This is a genomic window from Hymenobacter puniceus (assembly GCF_014333525.1).
Classification (GTDB): Bacteria; Bacteroidota; Bacteroidia; order Cytophagales; family Hymenobacteraceae; genus Hymenobacter.
The window spans coordinates 1,069,498-1,086,393 of record NZ_JACSCX010000001.1 but is presented as its reverse complement, the minus strand read 5'-3'; the positions used below and the strand labels follow the sequence as shown (position 1 = coordinate 1,086,393).

The window sequence follows — 16,896 nt, the reverse complement described above, 5'->3', positions numbered from 1 at the left end:
AGTAAGCAAAAAGGCGGTGCTGCCCACCCCAAAAGGAAGGCCGCACCGCCTTGTGTACCGCAAAACCGCCGGTGGGGTTAGCGCTGAGCTTGGGCCGGCCCGGCCGCAAACAGCAGTTATGCCGACGCAGGATGAACTCAGGTAAACGTATTCGCTGGCCGCAACTCCTCCTTGTCTTGCGTTGAAACGACTGCCACCGCCGCTAGATCTGCGGCGAAACCGAACCGCTGTCCAGTGGGTTGCGCTCTTTGCCAGCCAGCCCTTTGGCTTCAATGAAAATGCGTTTGAACTCGGGGTGTTTCTCCCGGATACTGTCCTGCAGCGCGTCCACGGTGCGCTCCACTTCTACGGCCGACAGGTGGTCGTGAAACTCTACGTCCAGGGCCAGCACCACATCCTGGGGGCCCATGTACATGGTGAGGGGGCGGCGCACCTGCTCCACGCCGTGCTGCTGCCGGGCCAGCGCTTCAAGAGAGTCGAGGGTTTCATCGTCCACGCCTTCGCCTACCAGCAGGCCTTTGGTTTTGTAGATCAGGAAGACAGCCACCGATACCAGCAAAATGCCGATGCAGATAGAGGCGCCGCCGTCGAAATACGGGTTGTTGAGGGCATGCCCGAAGTACACGCCGGCCAGGGCAATAACAAGGCCCACCAGCGCTGCCAGATCTTCCATCAGAATGGCGAAAACCGAGGGGTCTTTGCTGCCACTCAGCGTAGTCCAGAAGCCAGCGTCACCGCGGGTTTTGTTGAATTCGCGGAAAGCCAGGAAGCAGGAAATGCCTTCAAACAACATCGAGAGGCCCAGCACCCAGTAGTTCCAGGTGGGGTCGGTGATGGGGGCGGGGTGCTTGAGGTGCTCGACGCCCTCGTAGAACGACATGCCGCCTCCCACCGAAAACACCAGCACGGCCACAATCAACGACCAGAAATACAGCTCCTTGCTGCGTCCGAACGGGTGGCGAGCATCGGCTGGCTTCTCTGACTGCTTCACGCCGTACAGAATCAGCAGGCCGTTGCCGCTATCCACAAGGGAGTGAATGCCCTCGGAAAGCATGGCCGAGCTACCGGTGAAAAAGGCCGCCACAAACTTGCTGATGGCAATGGCGACGTTGGCGCCAATGGCTCCGTAAATGGCAATCTTGGAAGAACCAGCAGACATAAGGCAAGGGGCGTGAGCCTGCTGGTACGCGCCGGGCCGTGCTGGGGTTGGCACTGTCAGGTCGGGCTCGTGGGCCGGGCAGTTCGGCAGCGTAATAGAGGCGCCGCCGAACATTCCGGGTTTCTGCGACTTTTACAGCTTCTCTCCCCCGCGTATGCCTCACCCTGACCCCGCCGCTGCTGCTTCCGAAACCACTGCCCCGTTGCGCCGCCGCCTGGGGCTGGTGCAGGCCACGGCCCTCAACATGATTGACATGGTGGGCATCGGGCCCTTCGTGACGCTGCCGCTGGTGATGGGGTTTATGGGGCCGAATTTTCTGCTGGCCTGGCTGGTGGGCGCGGGCCTGAGTTTGGTAGACGGCCTGATCTGGAGTGAGCTGGGCGCGGCCTACCCCGAGGCCGGCGGCTCATACCGCTTCCTTAAGCTGGCCTACGGCGAGCAGAAATGGGGCCGGCTGTTCTCGTTTCTGTACGTGTGGCAGACGCTGGTGCAGGCGCCGCTGGTGGTGGCCTCGGGTGCCATCGGCTTCGCGCAGTACTTCGGCTACCTGGTGCCGCTCACCGAGTGGTGGCAGCCCAAGCTGGTGTCGGGCGCGGTGGTGCTGCTGCTGATTGCGCTGCTCTACCGCCGCATCGAGGACATCGGCAAGCTGGGCGTGCTGCTCTGGATGGGCGTGCTGGCCCTGATGGGCTGGCTGATTTTCGGGGGCGTTACGCACGCTACGGTGCCGGTGGCCTGGCTGCCTGAGGGCGGCGTGGCGGCGTTGCCGGGCGTGCTGCTCTCGGCCGCCATGGGGCAGGCCACCGTCAAGACCATCTACAGCTACCTCGGCTACTACAACGTGTGCCACCTGGGCGGCGAAATCAAGGAGCCGCAGCGCGTGATTCCGCGCAGCATTTTCCTGAGTATTGTGGGCATCATGGCGCTGTACCTGCTGCTGAACTGGAGCGTGGGCTCGGTTATTCCGTGGCAGGAGGCACAGCACTCCGAGTTTATCGTGAGCAGCTTCGTGGAGAAAATCTACGGGTCGCTGGCGGCGCAGGCCGCTACGGCACTGGTGCTGTGGGTGGCGTTTGCCTCCTTGTTTGCGGTGCTGCTGGGCTACTCGCGCATCCCCTACGCGGCCGCCGCCGACGGCGAGTTTCTGCCCATCTTCGCCAAAACCCACCCCACCAAGCACTTCCCGCACGTGTCGTTGCTGATCTTGGGCGGCGTGGGGTTTGTGTTCAGCTTACTGTTCCGGCTGGGCGAAGTTATTTCGGCCATCCTGGCCATGCGGATTCTAGTGCAGTTTGTGGGCCAGGCTGTAGGGCTGGTGCTGCTGCGCCGCCGCAACGGCACGGCGCACCTGCCGTTCCGGATGCCGCTGTACCCGCTGCCGGTGGTGCTGGCGGTGGCCGTGTGGCTGTGGGTGTTCTGGAGCACTGGCCCGCAGTTCATGCTCTCCGGGCTGGCCGTTATCGGGGCCGGGGTGGGGGCGTTTCTGCTCTGGAGCCGCCGGCTAAGAAGGTGGCCGTTCGGGCGGTAGCTGGAGTACCGGCCGCTACCCCAGCCACTTCTCATAGCAGAAAAACCGCAGGCCCGGCCGGAACGCCAGCGTGATTTCGCCGGCGTAACGGTAGCCTAGCTTCGGGAAAAGGCGCTGGGTGGCCTGGTTTTCGGAGTTGGTATCCACGCGCAGCACCCGCAGGCCCTGCTGCCGCGCCAGCACCTCAGCCTGGGCTAGCAGCGCAGCGGCCAGGCCGTGGCCCTGCGCCTGCGGATGCACGGCCAGCCGGTGCGTGACCAGCGCCGGCTCGGTGGCGTCCCAATCGGCCTGGGCGTACTCGGCATCCTGGTCGTTGTGGGTGAGGGCGGCTACGGCAGCCACCCGGCTATCCAGCTCGGCCACCCAGAGATGCTGTCGCTCTATGTCGCGCCGGAAGACTTCTTCGTTCGGGTACTCTGCCGTCCATTGCCAGTTACCGGCCGCATTCATCAGCGGCACCACGTGCCGGATGAGGTCGAGAATGGCGGGCAGGTCGGCTATGGTGGCGAGGCGGGGCATTGTGAAAAGTTTACGGTGGAAAATGGTGAAGCAAAGAACGTCATGCCGAGGCGCAGCCGAAGTATCTCGCATGCTGACGTTTGGAGTACTAATCCTACATCAGCACGCGAGATGCTTCGGCTGCGCCTCGGCATGACGTTCTGTTTTTTATTTCTTCCCGCAGGCTACCCGCGCCGCAGCACTTCGGCGGCTTCCTTGGCGAAGTAGGTCAGGATGGCGTCGGCGCCGGCGCGCTTGATACTGGTGAGGACCTCCATCATGGTTTTCTCGCCGTCGAGCCAGCCGTTCTGGGCGGCGGCCTTCACCATGGCATACTCGCCCGACACGTTGTAGGCCGTTACGGGCAGGTGGGTATGGTCGCGCACTTCCCGAATCACGTCGAGGTAGCTCAGAGCTGGCTTGATCATCACCATGTCGGCGCCTTCCGCTTCGTCGAGGGCCAGCTCGCGCAGGGCTTCGCGGCGGTTAGCGGGGTTCATCTGGTAGCTCTTCTTGTCGCCTTTTTTCGGGGCCGAGTCCAGCGCGTCGCGGAACGGGCCGTAGAAAGCCGAGGCGTACTTGGCTGTATAGCTCATGATGCTCACGTGGCTGAAGGCGTTTTGGTCGAGTACTTCCCGAATCCAGGCCACGCGGCCATCCATCATGTCGGAAGGTCCGATGATGTCACTGCCGGCGCGGGCCTGGGCCAGAGCCATCTGACCAAGTACCTCCAAAGTAGCATCGTTGAGAATCTCGCCCGACTCGGCATCCACCACGCCGTCGTGGCCGTCGGAGGAGTAGGGGTCCATGGCCACGTCGGTCATCAGCACTACATCCGGAAACTGCCGCTTGATGTCGGCCACGGTTTTGAGGTAGAGCCCGTCGGGGTTGGCTGATTCGCGGGCCAGCCGGTCCTTCAGGCCATCATTGATGCTTGGAAACGGCGCGAAGCTGTGGATACCCAGTTCCACGCAGCGGCCTACTTCATCGATGAGCTTATCGGCCGAAAACCGGAAAATGCCCGGCATGGAATGAATTTCCACCTGCTGGCTGTGGCCCTCAATCAGAAACAGTGGGAAGATGAAATCATGCGTTGTGAGGCGGGTTTCCTGCACCATGTCGCGGATAATCTGCGACTTGCGGTTGCGGCGCGGGCGGTGCGTGGGGAGCTGGGGCATATGCGGGGTTCAGTTTGACAGATAGGATAGAACAGCCTTCGCAAAGGTAAGGTTGCGGGCAGGAGTGTTTGTGCGCGTCCAGCAGGTGTGGTCGGGGCGTTGGCTTCCATTTGGTGCTAGCGCCCCAAATGGTTGGAGCACGTCAGGGCTGATACGGGAGTGTGGCCCGCACCAGCAAAAGTGCGCCAATGGCTGCTACGCACGCTATGCTCACGAGCAGGACAAGAAAGGCCAGCTCAATAGTACTGGCCCCTAGTGCAAAAACCAGTGCCAGAACTGCGGCCGCCAGCAGAAAAAGAATTGGTCGGATTGAGCGTTGCGGCCTCTGGGAGGAGGCAGTCAGGCGCTTGCGCAGTGGCAGGCGTTGCGCCGCTACCACCGGCACGCGCTTGATTTGGCGGACACAGGCTGCGTCAAGACGTTGCAGCTTCGGCAGCAGAGGTGCGGTGCCCAGCGCTATGGGCCGCTGCGTTACCAGCCGGCCAGCCGGCTCAGACAACTGTGGTTCCATAGGGCGCTTGGTGGCAGCAACAACGGTAGGATTAGTGGACGCAATAGCCAGTTCCGAAGGGCTAGCCGCAGCTGGCCGAAACGGGAAAGCCACCTTCTCGCTGCGGCAGCTGGCTAATAGGCTAAGAATCACCAGCAGCTTCCAAAACATTCGCGCCATCGGTATTACAGATTGAAAAACTCCTGAAACACCTCCAGCCAGGCATGCTCGCCACCCAGCCCGACACCCAGAAAGTAATAGCCCGCCAGCACAACCACTGCCCCTACCCCCAGCCCCAGCCAGCCGCCCAGCAGTACACCCACCACCACGCCGCCTACCACCAACGCCGTGCCCAGCACAAAGGCTCCGGTGTGTTCCAGCAGTGGCTGTTGCGGCTTCAGCAGCTGGCGCCGCACCCGCGCAGGGTGGTGGGCAGCTGCTTCCGTGGCTGCCGGCTGCACGTGTGGTAAGCGCAAGGCCACTGCTCGTTCCGAAAGAGGCCGCATTCTTTTACTGGCCTTTGGGGGCTGATAAGCGCCGGCCGCTCGTTGTGCAACTGGTGCAACTGCGGGTTCGGTTGGGGTTGGAGTAGGAGCCGTGGTGGCCGAAACGGTAGCCTGTATTGGCGTTGGCGCGAAGCGGAAGGCAGCTTGCGGGCTGCGGCAGCCAGCGGCCAGCAGTAGCAGGCAGGAAAAAGAGAAGCGGAAGTTCAACGGGCAGAGGCAAAGCGAATGGATGCCCCAAGGTAGCCAGCCCGGCACGCTTTGCCACATGTTGTCTTCCAGCCGCCGCCCCCAAAAACCACTGGCCGGCGGCCTTGCTCCCACATAGGAAGTAAGGCCGCCGGCCAGATCAACAAGAGAATCAAGGAAAAATAGGGAATCGTTCGTGGCTGGTTGCCAGCTGGCGGGCACAGTTCTAGCGCTGCTGCCAGGTGGCCGCCTCGGCCGCAGTCAGGGAAACGCGGGTGGCCTGCGGGCCCTGCGAATCGTGCAGGAGCAGCACGGTAGTAGTCGTGTCGGTAGGGGCCGCCGCCACGTGCCCAAACGGCCGGGACTGGAACGCCACCCGGCTGGTCTGGCAGCTCGCCAGCAGCAATGCTACTGCAGATAATACAAAAATCAGCGGGCGAGACGTAGGCACAAGCATATGGCTGTGAAGAAGTAACACGGCAAAAGTACGCCCCGCTTTCCTGCCTTTTTTCTCTTCTCGACCAAGCCGCCACCACGCCCGACCAGCGGGCAAATGGCCCGGCCAAAGGGTATTTGCCCCCGCTAGAAAATCCTGCAAACAGCAACTGCCGGAATGAACCCTGTTTGGAGTCCATCCCGGCAGCGACTACCAAATTTCAGAATAAGCGCTTGGCGGCTAGAAGTCCAGAATCACCTGCTCGATGATGTCGCAGGCCTCGTGCAGCTGTTCTTCGTTGATAACCAACGGCGGCGCAAACCGGATGATGTCGCCGTGGGTTGGCTTGGCCAGCACGCCGCGCTCCATCAGCGTCACGCACACGTCCCAGGCCGTGCGGCCGTCGGCAGCGGGCTTGATAACCACGGCGTTGAGTAGGCCTTTGCCGCGCACCAGCTCTACCACCTCGGGGCGTTTGGCCATCACGCGGCGCATCCGCTCCCGGAATACCTCGCCCAGAGCCCGGGCATTGTCTACCAGCTTTTCGTCGAGCAGCACGTCCAGGGCGGCACGCATCACCACGGACGCCAGCGGGTTGCCACCGAACGTAGAGCCGTGCTGCCCGGGCTGAATGGTGAGCATGATTTCGTTGCGGGCCAGCACCGCCGACACCGGCAGCACGCCGCCGCTTAGGGCCTTGCCCAGAATTAGGATATCAGCATGCACACCTTCGTAGCAAACGGCCAGCAGCTGGCCTGTGCGGCCCAGGCCTGTCTGAATCTCGTCGGCAATGAAGAGCACGTTACGGGCTTTGCATAAGGCGGCTGCCTTGGCCAAGTAGCCTTCCGATGGCACCATAACGCCGGCTTCGCCCTGAATCGGCTCCACTAAAAAACCGCACACGTGCGGGTCCTGCAGAGCTTCTTCCAGCGCCGCCAGGTCGTCGTAGGGTACTACCTGGTAGCCGGGCATGTAGGGGCCGAAACCGCCGGTGGAGTCGCCGTCGGTGCTGAAGGAGATGATGCCCGTGGTGCGGCCGTGGAAGTTGTGCTCGGCCACCAGAATGCGGGCCTGGTTAGGGGCAATACCTTTCTCTTGGTAGCCCCACTTGCGGGCCAGCTTGAGGGCTGTTTCCACGGCCTCGGCTCCGGAATTCATCAGCAGAGCCTTGTCGTAATTGAACAGCTCGCACAGCTGCTTTTCGGCTGCACCCAATTGGTCGTTGAAGAAGGCGCGGCTGGTAAGGGTCAGTTTTTGCGCCTGTTCTGTGAGAGCCCCAATAATGCGTGGGTGGCAATGGCCCTGATTAACGGCTGAGTACGCCGACAGGAAATCGAAATAGTGCTTGCCTTCTACGTCCCAGAGGTGCACTCCCTCGCCGCGGCTCAGCACCACAGGCAGCGGATGGTAGTTGTGGGCGCCGTAGTGGTCTTCAAGAGCCATCAGCTCCTGGCTGCGGCTTTGCTGGGTGGTGGGGGCGGAGGTAGCGTGCATATGGGCAGGAGTTTGAGGGCAGAACAGCAAAAAGCGGCAGGCAGCCTACGCCGCTCACCGCCGAAAATTACGCAAAAACCCTCGTTCCGACCACCTGAGTCAGCGCGGCCCCGAGAGGCTGCCCAGCCGGTCTTCCAGATCCAGAAACTTGCCTACGTAGTTGCCCTCCTCTGCTTCGTTGGGGTGTAGAATCAGCCAGTCTACCACCTCCGCCTCGTCAAACTCTTCGTGGTTATTACCTTCAGGGAGGTCGGTGCCGACCACACGGCCCGACACCCGTCCATCCTGCCAGGTTAGTACCTGCACCAGCTGGGGCATCCGGTTGGCAGCATCATCAAGTAATGTAGCCGTCACGAACAGCTGGTCGCCAGCGGGCAAACCCCGGTTGAAGCGCTGCCGGGCCTGTGCCAGGGTGCGGCGCGCCTCTTTCAGCGGCGCGGGCGGCAACGTTTCGGCGGTAGCCAACTGTAGCGCCAGCCGGGTAGCAGCCACCGGTATGGCTGGCTGCTGGGCCTGGGCTGTGGGCCCGCCTATAAGCAGGGTTAAGAGCAAAATCCAATACCGCATTGGGACAGAATATTAGCGTGAAGCGAGATTTATATGCAATTATTTACTGTAAAGATACCATAAAATTGCCTGTAATGCCTTCTGTACTACGCACCGTATCTTGCAGCCTCTTTTGTGCCTACCATGCCCGACTCCATACCGCAAACCCTGCAGCCCGGCGACTTTTATTTCACCCCGGAAGGCTACATGGTTTTTACGGAGCAATATCACTTGCGCCGCGGCAGCTGCTGCGGCAACGGCTGCCGCCATTGTCCTTGGCGCAAAAAGGAAAAGCGTGCCCGGCAATGAGGTGAATGGTGATGAAGTGAAAGGCCAGTCAGAAAAGAAGACGAATTTTCGCTGATGGACAATGCATTGCCTGCGCTGAGCAGAGCTTTGGGATGGCGGAGGCAGAATGATGAAACCACATGTCAGGCCCCAGCCGCAAGGGTGCGCAGGCCTAGCCAACAAGCAAGAAAGGCGTGTCTGATGCTCCGAGACAACGCTTTTGCAACTTATCTGTTGCCCGTTACCCGTGGCTTGCCACCCTTTCCCAAAAAAGCTAACCCGCTATTTTTCAGTTAGTGGTTTTGCTTCTATCAAACTTATACCGATATTTGCGGCCCCGTTTTTCCGCTTTGAAACCTCTAAGTTCCTGATATCATGGCCCGAGTTTGTGATTTGACCGGCAAGCGTACCCGCGTAGGTAACAACGTGTCGCACGCCAACAACAAGACTAAGCGTAAGTTCTACCCGAACTTGCAGAAAAAGCGCTTCTACATCCCTGAAGAGGATGCTTGGGTAACGCTGAAAGTAGCTACCAGCACCATCCGCACCATCAACAAGAACGGCATCATGTCGGTCCTGAAGAAGGCAAAGGAGCAGGGCTTCATCGTTTACTAGTCTGCCCCCGGCCGTTCCTCGGAGCGAATTGTATTCAGACGCGTACCCACCCCAGAAGCAATTTTTGGGGTGGGTACGCGTCTTTGTTGTATCTGCCTGCTAGCTTCGTCGCCGTGCCTGTACTTCGTCTGACTTCTGCCGCCCGCTGGATTGGGGCTTTCCTACTGTTGAGTTTGCCCCTGGCCGCCTTGGCGCAGCGCGCTGCCGGCCCCGGCCGCCCCACCGATTTCCTGGATCCGGCGTTTCACAAAGGGCGGCGGGAACTGCTGCGGCAGGCGCTGCCGGCAGGTTCGGTAGCCGTACTTTTTGCCAATCCGGTACGCAACCGCGCCAACGACGTCAACTACCTCTACCACCAGCACCCCGACCTGTATTACCTCACCGGCTATGATGAGCCGGATGCCGTGCTAGTGCTGTTCAAGGAGCCCCAGACGCTGGGCGGGCAGGCAGGCGTCACGGAGGCGCTGTTTGTGCAGCCCCGCGACCCCAAAGCCGAACTCTGGACTGGCCGCCGCCTGGGCACCGAAGGCACTAAGCAACAACTGAAGCTGCAGTACGTGGCTGATAACACCGCTTTTGCCACGGCTGATATCCGCTGGGCCAGCTTTGCGCGCATTCATTTTCTGGACCTGCCCACCGACGTCCGCGACGACCCGCAGGACCCCGCCGACCTATTCGATCTGGTGGCTGCCTTCCGCCGCCAGGCCGCCGTGCCCACCGACTTCAATGCCCGCCGCGAGGCCGTCTACCTGACCATGCAGCGCGAAGGGGTAGTGAATGCCGCGGCGCTACGCCCTTATCTGCAAAACCAGATGACCGCCCAGCCCGCGCTGGCCACCGACGCCTACGTGCTGGGCTACCTGCAGGCTACCACCGACGCTACCCGCCAGCAGGCCCTCACCTCCCGCCCACCCAGCCGCCACGAAAACACCACCCTCAACGACGCGCTGGACGAGCTGCGGGCCGTGAAAACACCCGAGGAAATAGCTTTGCTGCGCCGCGCCGTGCGTATTAGTGCGGTAGGGCAGCAGGAGGTGATGAAGGCGCTGCGGCCCGAGATGGGCGAAATGGAAGTGCAGGGTTTGCACGAGTTTGTTTATAAGAAATACGGCGCCGAATTTGAAGGCTACCCCAGCATTGTGGGCGCGGGCAACAACGCCTGCATCCTGCACTATGAAACCAACGACAAACCCCGCCTCGGCAACGACCTGCTGCTGATGGACTGCGGCGCCGAATACCACGGCTACACCGCCGACGTGACGCGTACCGTGCCGCCATCCGGAAAGTTCAGCGTGGCCCAGCGCCAGATATACGAGTTGGTGCTGGCCGCGCAGGAAGCGGGTATCCGGGAGTGCCGGGCCGGCAACGAATTCCGGGCGCCCGGCAAAGTAGCCCAGCAGATAATTACAGAGGGTCTGCTGAAGCTGGGTATCATTCAGCAACCCGAGGAAGTGCGCCGCTACTTCCCGCATGGCACCAGCCACTACCTTGGCCTCGATGTGCACGACCGGGGCGCTTACAGCCCGTTGCGCGCTGGCAACGTCATTACCGTGGAGCCAGGCATCTATATTCCGGAGGGCAGCCCCTGCGACAAAAAGTGGTGGAACATCGGCGTCCGGATTGAAGACGATATTCTTATCACCGAAACAAACCCCGAGAATCTTTCAAGAGAAGCCCCGCGCACCGTAGCTGATATAGAGGCGCTGATGGCCAAACCCAGTGCTTTGGATGCTCTACGATTGCCAGCGCTGAAGTAGCAAAGCCAATGAATACATGACGGCTTGCTGCCCGATCCAGGTCAGAGTTTCACGTTTCAGGAAAGCAGCAGCGAACTTTCTGTGTACATTCAGGCTGTTGCAGGCACTTAAATGATCAGCAAACCTGTATTCGAAAGCGTATTATTCGGTTGACTGTTTGCCTATTCCGAAAACCCTTGTACCTTTGCAGTCCTTAATCCCAAAACCCCCGTCGAGATGGCTAAGAAAGGCAACCGGGTGCAGGTAATCCTTGAATGCACTGAGCATAAGAACTCGGGGCAGCCGGGCACCTCGCGCTACATCACCACCAAGAACCGTAAGAACACGCCTGAGCGCATCGAGTTGAAGAAATTCAACAACGTGCTCAAGAAGATGACTGTTCACAAGGAAATCAAGTAACCTGAGCAATGGCTAAGAAAGTAGTAGCAACCCTGAAGACCCCTGGCGGCAAGGACTGGGCGAAAGTCATTCGCGCCGTGAAATCAGAGAAAACCGGTGCCTACACCTTCCGTGAGGAAATGGTACCTGTTGACAAGGTACAGGAGTATCTGTCCACTGGCGTTAAATAACCTGGTGCCCCTGTGGCTTCCTGATTTGAAGTGAAGAAGTCCCGCCAGCGTGGGACTTTTTTGCATGTTAGGACCTTGGGAACCTAGGGTCTTGGGGTCTTAGGTTTCGTAAACTTCAGCAACGCTTGCTCTGCTGCGACGACCACAGCCGCAGCTCCTTTTTCTTATCCAAGTCCCCAAGACCCTAAGCCCCCAAGACCCCACTATGGGCCTTTTCGATTTTTTCAAGAAAGACAAAGAAAGCAAAGAGCAGCAGGAGTCGCTGGATAAAGGACTGGAGAAAACCAAAACCAGCTTCTTCGACCAGCTCAGCAAAGCCGTAGCCGGCCGCAACACCGTCGACGAGGCCGTGCTCGACGACCTGGAGACCATGCTGGTGCACGCCGACGTGGGCATCGACACCACGGTGAAGGTCATTGACCGCATCGAGAAGCGCGTGGCCCGTGACAAGTACGTGAACACCTCGGAGCTGGACCGCATCCTGCGCGAGGAAATCGTGGAGCTACTTGATGCCAACAGCGGCGCCACCGGCTCCCGCGCCATCCTCGACCGGCCCGACAGCCCTGGCTCACCCTTCGTGATTATGGTGGTGGGCGTGAACGGCGTGGGCAAAACTACCACGATTGGTAAGCTCGCCCACCGCTTCCACTCGGCCGGCAAGAAGGTGGTACTGGGCGCCGCCGATACGTTCCGGGCTGCCGCCGTAGACCAGCTTATCATCTGGGGCCAGCGGGTGGGCGTGCCCGTTATTTCGCACGGCATGAACACCGACCCGGCCTCCGTGGCCTACGACGCGGTGCAGAAAGGCGTGGAAATGGGGGCCGACGTGGTGATTATCGACACGGCCGGCCGCCTGCACAACAAGGTCAACCTGATGAACGAGCTGAGCAAAATCAAGCGCGTGATGCAGAAGGTGATTCCCGATGCGCCCCACGAGGTGCTGCTGGTGCTCGATGGCAGCACCGGCCAGAACGCTTTCCTACAAGCCAAGGAGTTCACCAAAGCCACCGAAGTGTCGGCCCTGGCTATCACCAAGCTCGACGGCACGGCTAAGGGCGGCGTAGTCATCGGCATCTCGGATCAGTTACAGGTGCCCGTGCGTTACATTGGGGTGGGCGAGAAGATGACCGATCTGCAGCTGTTCGACCGGACAACGTTTGTGAATTCACTATTTAAGAAGTAGATAGAGCTAAATCAGGCTAAGAAAGAACGTCATGCTGAGCTTGCCGAAGCATCTCTACCGTAATGCTACTCTCTTTTGATTAGCGGTGCGGTAGAGATGCTTCGGCAAGCTCAGCATGACGTTCCTTATTTAGGGACCGTCCTGTCGGTACCGTTTGGCACAAAGAAACTTCCTCAGTAGGAAAAGGCGTTGCCTCCTGCGTACCTTTGCGGTCCGATTTTCGTCGCGGGCCGTAGCGGGCAAGTTTCTCACTGATAAGAAATTGCCCGGCCGCCCGTTCACCGATACGCGAAGGGAAACTCCGCGCTACCCCTATGAAAGTAAGAAGCCAGCAGGCCAATAAAGTCAACGTCATCACCCTCGGCTGCTCCAAGAACCTCGTGGACTCGGAGGTGCTCATGGGCCAGCTCCGCGCCAACCAGTTTGACGTGACGCACGAAGCCGACAAGAGCGACGCCAACATCGTCATCATCAACACCTGCGGCTTTATCGACAACGCCAAGCAGGAAAGCATCGACACCATCCTGCGCTACGCCGACGAAAAGGAGGCCGGCAAGCTGGACAAGCTCTATGTGACGGGCTGCCTCTCCCAGCGCTACAAGGACGACCTGGAGGTGGAAATTCCGCAGGTAGACGCCTTTTTCGGGACGCTAGAGCTGCCCCAGCTAATGAAAACGCTGGAGGCCGACTACATGCACGAGCTGGTGGGCGAGCGGCTGCTGACCACGCCTAAGCACTACGCCTACTTCAAGATTGCCGAGGGCTGCAACCGCCCCTGCTCGTTCTGCGCCATCCCGCTGATGCGCGGCAAGCACATGGACCGCCCCATTGAGGACTTGGTGAAGGAAGCCAACCGCCTCGCCAGCATGGGCACGAAGGAGCTGATTCTCATTGCCCAGGACCTGACCTACTACGGCCTGCAGCACTACGGCGAGCGGAAGCTGGCCGACCTGCTTCGCAACCTGTCCGATGTGAACGGCATCGACTGGATCCGGCTGCAGTACGCCTATCCTTCGCAGTTCCCGATGGACGCCCTGGACGTGATGAACGAGCGGGACAACATCTGCAAATACCTGGATATGCCCCTGCAGCATATTTCCGATAACATGCTGAAAACCATGCGCCGCGGCATCAGCAAGCGCCGCACGGTGGAACTGGTGGACACTATTCGGCAGCGGGTGCCGGGCATTGCGCTGCGCACCACGCTCATTGCCGGTCACCCCGGCGAGACGCAGCAGGACTTTGAGGACCTCTACAACTTCGTGGAGGAAACCCGCTTCGACCGCCTGGGCATCTTCACCTACTCGCACGAAGACAACACGCACTCCTATACGCTACCCGACGACGTGCCGGCCGAGGTGAAGCAGGACCGCGCCGACCAGATCATGGAGCTGCAGCAGGGCATTTCGATGGAGCTCAACGAGGAGCGCGTGGGCCAGACCCACAAGGTGCTGTTCGACCGCAAGGAAAGCGGCTACTTCGTGGGCCGCACCCAGTACGACTCGCCCGAAGTGGACAACGAAGTGCTGGTACCCGCCACCAAAGACACCTACGTACGCCTCGGCGACTTCGCCCAGGTGCAGATTACCGAGGCTTCCGACTTCGACCTGTACGGCAAGCTGGTGTAGGGTTTGGGGTTGATTCGTTAAGGGCAAAAAGAACGTCATTCCGAGCGAAGGCGGAGCCGAGGAATCTCGCGTGCTGATGTTGTGGTACTATTGATTTTGCCACACTAGCGAGATTCCTCGGCTCCGGCTCCGCCTTCGCTCGGAATGACGTTCTTTTATTCAGCCCGCCCAAAAAATACCCAGTTACTTTGTGGCCGCTGGCCGGTTATAGCCCGATTATCCTCCTCTCGTATGTCCGTCACGACTCTTTCGTACGCCGCAACCGGCGCATTTTCCTCTTTGCTCACTGATTACCTGGCCCAGACGGAAGCGTTGCAACCATTTTACCACCGCTTCCCCACGCTGGCCGCTTTCGAGGAGCAGATACAAGAGAAGCAGGCCCAGTACACGCCCGAGGCCCGGCAGCGGCTGACCGCCGAGCTGCGCCGGCAGTACGCCACGCTGCCCACGGTGCACCCGGCGGTGCAGGACAACTTGGAGTTGCTGGACAAGGACACGACGTTCACCATCACCACCGGCCATCAACTCAACCTGCTCACCGGGCCGCTGTACTTCATTTATAAGATTGCAACGGCTGTGAAGCTGTCCCGTCAGCTGAAGGCCCAATACCCACAGTACGATTTCGTGCCGGTGTACTGGATGGCCACCGAGGACCACGATTTCGCCGAAATCAACCACCTGAACCTGTTCGGTAAGAAGTACGAGTGGAATGCCGCCGACCAGGGCGGCCCCGTGGGCCGGCTGCCGCTGGGCGGCCTGAAAGAGGAGCTACTTGACCAGCTACCCGCCGACGTGCCGGCGCTGTTCCGCGAAGCCTACGAGCAGTCGGGTACGCTGGCCGAGGCCACCCGCCGCCTCACGCACGACCTGTTTGGGGAATACGGATTGGTGAGTCTGGATGCTGACGCGCCGGCTTTGAAGCAGGCGCTGGTGCCAGTGCTGGAGCAGGAAATTCAGGCCCAGGCTTCCAACCAGGCCGTGCAGGCGGCCAACGCCCGCCTCGAAGCCGCCGGCTACAAGCCCCAAGTGTACTCGCGCCCGCTCAACCTGTTCTTCCTCACCGACGCCGGCAAGCGGGAGCGGCTGGAGTACGACGCGGCCCAAGACTGCGTGCAGATTACGGTGCGCAACACCGGCCACTGCCACACCCAGGCAGAACTGCTGGAGCTGGCCCGCCAGCACCCCGAGCAGTTCAGCCCCAACGTGGTGCTGCGGCCGCTGTACCAGGAGCTGCTGCTGCCCAACCTCTGCTACATCGGCGGCGGGGCCGAGGTGGCCTACTGGTTCCAGCTGAAAGGTGTATTCGACCAGAACAACGTGCCGTTTCCGGTGCTGCTGCCCCGCAACTCGGCCCAATACATCGGCAAGGCCAACGCCGGCAAGCTGCGCAAGCTCGGCCTCACGGCCCATGACATTTTCCGGCCGCTGCCGGAACTGAAGAAGCAGGTGGGCACCACGCTGGGGCAGGAAGAAGTGAGTTTGCTGGCGCAGCAGCAGCAGCTGGCCGCCGCCTTTCAGCAAATGTCCGAGCTGGCCCAGCGCCTCGACCCGACGTTGGTAAAAACCGTGGCGGCCGAGCAGCAGAAAGTATTCGGCATTGTGCAGGGCCTGGAAAAGCGCCTGAGCAAAGCCGCCGAAGCCAAGCACGAAACCGCCTACACCCAGCTCACGGCCCTCAAAGACAAGCTGATGCCCAACGGCCACCTGCAGGAGCGCGAAGACAACGTGCTGAGCATCCTTATTAACAACCCCGGTTTCATCCAGCAGCTGCTCGAGGCCTTCGACCCGCTGGCGCTGGAGTTTACGGTGCTGGAAGAGGAGTAGCTGCCTAAAAAGATACCGGGCCAGCCAACTGTTGGATGCAGCCCGGTATCTTTCCCGCACATCACTCATGCTATCCGGAGTTTTATGCGCCCATTACGCTTCTCACTTACCTTATGTATTCTGCTGCTGGCATTGGCGACAGGAGTCCACGCCCAGGCTATCAGCGGCATCATCACGAAAGCGGGCAGCCAGGAGCCGGTGCCGTTCGTGAACATTGGGGTGCCGGGCAAAGCCGTGGGCACCGTGGCTGATGAGCAGGGCCGCTACCGCCTCAGTGGCGCCACGCCTACCGACACGGTGCGCATTTCCAGCATCGGGTTTCGGCCGCGCCGCCTCACGGTGCAGGCGCTGCTAAGCCAGCCCAATGTGCAGCTCACTGAAGATGCCGTGGCGCTACGCGAAGTGAAGGTGAAGGCCAAAGGCTATTTTCGGCGCGCCCGCACGCTGGGTATTACCAGCAACTCCGAAAACTCCACCCTTACGCTTTCGGCCAAAGACCTGGGCGCGGAAATCGGGACGGTTATCAGCCTCAAACACAAGCCGACTAAGGTGCTGACCGCCAATTTCAACGTGGCCTACAACCGGGCCGGCTCGCTGAAATTCAGGGTGAACCTGTACCGGCTGCTGCCTAACGGGAAGCCTTCCACGGAGAAGCTCGTGCAGCGCGACATCATCGTGACCAGCAGCGTGGCGAAAGGCCCGATTACGGTGGACCTAACCGCCGACCAGTTGATTCTTGACGACGACTTCTTTCTGGCGCTGGAGTGGATTGGCGGGGCCGACGCGGCCAAAGTCACCAACCAACTGGCCTTTTCGGCCAGTATCGGGTACGCCAACAACGACCTGTACGTGCGCGAAACCAGCCAGGGAATCTGGGAGCGGCAGTCGGCCGGGGCGTATCTGGCGGGCATGCAGCCCCGCATCAGCTTTTACGTAACGGCGCAGGACTAACGCTGAAAGCGTTAGTCCTGCGGCCCGGCGACGATTCAGATCAGCCTGAGTTATATATTG

The 16,896-nt window shown here is 60.5% G+C and carries 18 protein-coding genes; 10 read left to right on the top strand and 8 right to left on the bottom strand.

Annotated elements, in window-relative coordinates:
- Positions 1-202: 202 nt before the first annotated feature.
- Complete coding sequence (locus tag H8B14_RS04730; protein WP_187314422.1) at positions 203-1,159, bottom strand: cation diffusion facilitator family transporter; 957 nt, start codon at positions 1,157-1,159, stop codon at positions 203-205.
- A gap of 154 nt (positions 1,160-1,313) precedes the next feature.
- On the opposite strand from H8B14_RS04730, the gene H8B14_RS04725 reads away from it, so the two are divergent.
- Positions 1,314-2,687 carry an APC family permease gene (locus tag H8B14_RS04725; RefSeq protein ID WP_187314421.1) on the top strand — a complete coding sequence of 458 codons (1,374 nt, stop codon included), beginning with the start codon at positions 1,314-1,316 and terminating at the stop codon, positions 2,685-2,687.
- 15 nt (positions 2,688-2,702) lie between these two features.
- On the opposite strand, the gene H8B14_RS04720 is transcribed toward H8B14_RS04725, so the two are convergent.
- The 7 genes from H8B14_RS04720 to H8B14_RS04690 form a co-directional block, all read right to left on the bottom strand.
- The gene (locus tag H8B14_RS04720) at positions 2,703-3,206 is read right to left on the bottom strand and encodes a GNAT family N-acetyltransferase (protein ID WP_187314420.1); all 504 of its coding nucleotides are present in this window, start codon (positions 3,204-3,206) and stop codon (positions 2,703-2,705) included.
- 164 nt (positions 3,207-3,370) lie between these two features.
- Positions 3,371-4,363 (bottom strand): porphobilinogen synthase, encoded by a 993-nt coding sequence (gene hemB, locus H8B14_RS04715; RefSeq protein WP_187314419.1) that lies wholly within the window; start codon positions 4,361-4,363, stop codon positions 3,371-3,373.
- Positions 4,364-4,505: 142 nt separating this feature from the next.
- Complete coding sequence (locus H8B14_RS04710) at positions 4,506-5,033, bottom strand: hypothetical protein (RefSeq protein ID WP_187314418.1); 528 nt, start codon at positions 5,031-5,033, stop codon at positions 4,506-4,508.
- A gap of 5 nt (positions 5,034-5,038) precedes the next feature.
- Positions 5,039-5,329 carry a hypothetical protein gene (locus tag H8B14_RS04705; protein WP_187314417.1) on the bottom strand — a complete coding sequence of 97 codons (291 nt, stop codon included), beginning with the start codon at positions 5,327-5,329 and terminating at the stop codon, positions 5,039-5,041.
- A gap of 442 nt (positions 5,330-5,771) precedes the next feature.
- Positions 5,772-5,996 (bottom strand): hypothetical protein, encoded by a 225-nt coding sequence (locus H8B14_RS04700; protein WP_187314416.1) that lies wholly within the window; start codon positions 5,994-5,996, stop codon positions 5,772-5,774.
- 225 nt (positions 5,997-6,221) lie between these two features.
- Complete coding sequence (rocD, locus tag H8B14_RS04695) at positions 6,222-7,475, bottom strand: ornithine--oxo-acid transaminase (RefSeq protein ID WP_187314415.1); 1,254 nt, start codon at positions 7,473-7,475, stop codon at positions 6,222-6,224.
- Positions 7,476-7,574: 99 nt separating this feature from the next.
- Positions 7,575-8,042: a hypothetical protein gene (locus tag H8B14_RS04690; protein WP_187314414.1), complete on the bottom strand. Its 468-nt coding sequence runs from the start codon at positions 8,040-8,042 to the stop codon at positions 7,575-7,577.
- A 123-nt stretch (positions 8,043-8,165) separates the two neighbouring features.
- Between H8B14_RS04690 and H8B14_RS04685 the strand changes: the two genes are divergently transcribed.
- The 9 genes from H8B14_RS04685 (at position 8,166) to H8B14_RS04645 (ending at position 16,836) form a co-directional block, all read left to right on the top strand.
- A complete protein-coding gene (locus H8B14_RS04685) occupies positions 8,166-8,330 on the top strand; it encodes a DUF5522 domain-containing protein (RefSeq protein WP_187314413.1) in 165 nt (54 codons plus the stop codon).
- Between the two features lie 354 nt (positions 8,331-8,684).
- The gene (rpmB, locus tag H8B14_RS04680) at positions 8,685-8,924 is read left to right on the top strand and encodes a 50S ribosomal protein L28 (RefSeq protein ID WP_044015540.1); all 240 of its coding nucleotides are present in this window, start codon (positions 8,685-8,687) and stop codon (positions 8,922-8,924) included.
- A gap of 113 nt (positions 8,925-9,037) precedes the next feature.
- On the top strand, positions 9,038-10,681 hold the full coding sequence (locus tag H8B14_RS04675) for an aminopeptidase P family protein (RefSeq protein ID WP_315984801.1): 1,644 nt from the start codon (positions 9,038-9,040) through the stop codon (positions 10,679-10,681).
- Between the two features lie 216 nt (positions 10,682-10,897).
- A complete protein-coding gene (gene rpmG, locus H8B14_RS04670) occupies positions 10,898-11,080 on the top strand; it encodes a 50S ribosomal protein L33 (protein WP_022825071.1) in 183 nt (60 codons plus the stop codon).
- 8 nt (positions 11,081-11,088) lie between these two features.
- Positions 11,089-11,250 carry a DUF4295 domain-containing protein gene (locus tag H8B14_RS04665; protein ID WP_187314412.1) on the top strand — a complete coding sequence of 54 codons (162 nt, stop codon included), beginning with the start codon at positions 11,089-11,091 and terminating at the stop codon, positions 11,248-11,250.
- A gap of 205 nt (positions 11,251-11,455) precedes the next feature.
- Positions 11,456-12,433, top strand: coding sequence for a signal recognition particle-docking protein FtsY (ftsY, locus tag H8B14_RS04660; RefSeq protein ID WP_187314411.1), 978 nt, complete (start codon positions 11,456-11,458; stop codon positions 12,431-12,433).
- A gap of 314 nt (positions 12,434-12,747) precedes the next feature.
- The gene (gene rimO / locus H8B14_RS04655) at positions 12,748-14,061 is read left to right on the top strand and encodes a 30S ribosomal protein S12 methylthiotransferase RimO (RefSeq protein ID WP_187314410.1); all 1,314 of its coding nucleotides are present in this window, start codon (positions 12,748-12,750) and stop codon (positions 14,059-14,061) included.
- Between the two features lie 231 nt (positions 14,062-14,292).
- Positions 14,293-15,885, top strand: a complete 1,593-nt coding sequence (gene bshC / locus H8B14_RS04650; RefSeq protein WP_187314409.1) for a bacillithiol biosynthesis cysteine-adding enzyme BshC — start codon at positions 14,293-14,295, stop codon at positions 15,883-15,885.
- 84 nt (positions 15,886-15,969) lie between these two features.
- Positions 15,970-16,836 carry a carboxypeptidase-like regulatory domain-containing protein gene (locus tag H8B14_RS04645; protein WP_187314408.1) on the top strand — a complete coding sequence of 289 codons (867 nt, stop codon included), beginning with the start codon at positions 15,970-15,972 and terminating at the stop codon, positions 16,834-16,836.
- The last annotated feature ends 60 nt before the right edge of the window (positions 16,837-16,896 follow it).

Coding starts and splice junctions, on each gene's coding strand:
- H8B14_RS04730 (WP_187314422.1), bottom strand. CDS start 1,159: ATGTCTGCTGGTTCTTCCAAGATTGCCATTTACGGAGCCATTGGCGCC.
- H8B14_RS04725 (WP_187314421.1), top strand. CDS start 1,314: ATGCCTCACCCTGACCCCGCCGCTGCTGCTTCCGAAACCACTGCCCCG.
- H8B14_RS04720 (WP_187314420.1), bottom strand. CDS start 3,206: ATGCCCCGCCTCGCCACCATAGCCGACCTGCCCGCCATTCTCGACCTC.
- hemB (WP_187314419.1), bottom strand. CDS start 4,363: ATGCCCCAGCTCCCCACGCACCGCCCGCGCCGCAACCGCAAGTCGCAG.
- H8B14_RS04710 (WP_187314418.1), bottom strand. CDS start 5,033: ATGGCGCGAATGTTTTGGAAGCTGCTGGTGATTCTTAGCCTATTAGCC.
- rocD (WP_187314415.1), bottom strand. CDS start 7,475: ATGCACGCTACCTCCGCCCCCACCACCCAGCAAAGCCGCAGCCAGGAG.
- H8B14_RS04690 (WP_187314414.1), bottom strand. CDS start 8,042: ATGCGGTATTGGATTTTGCTCTTAACCCTGCTTATAGGCGGGCCCACA.
- H8B14_RS04685 (WP_187314413.1), top strand. CDS start 8,166: ATGCCCGACTCCATACCGCAAACCCTGCAGCCCGGCGACTTTTATTTC.
- rpmB (WP_044015540.1), top strand. CDS start 8,685: ATGGCCCGAGTTTGTGATTTGACCGGCAAGCGTACCCGCGTAGGTAAC.
- rpmG (WP_022825071.1), top strand. CDS start 10,898: ATGGCTAAGAAAGGCAACCGGGTGCAGGTAATCCTTGAATGCACTGAG.
- H8B14_RS04665 (WP_187314412.1), top strand. CDS start 11,089: ATGGCTAAGAAAGTAGTAGCAACCCTGAAGACCCCTGGCGGCAAGGAC.
- ftsY (WP_187314411.1), top strand. CDS start 11,456: ATGGGCCTTTTCGATTTTTTCAAGAAAGACAAAGAAAGCAAAGAGCAG.
- rimO (WP_187314410.1), top strand. CDS start 12,748: ATGAAAGTAAGAAGCCAGCAGGCCAATAAAGTCAACGTCATCACCCTC.
- bshC (WP_187314409.1), top strand. CDS start 14,293: ATGTCCGTCACGACTCTTTCGTACGCCGCAACCGGCGCATTTTCCTCT.
- H8B14_RS04645 (WP_187314408.1), top strand. CDS start 15,970: ATGCGCCCATTACGCTTCTCACTTACCTTATGTATTCTGCTGCTGGCA.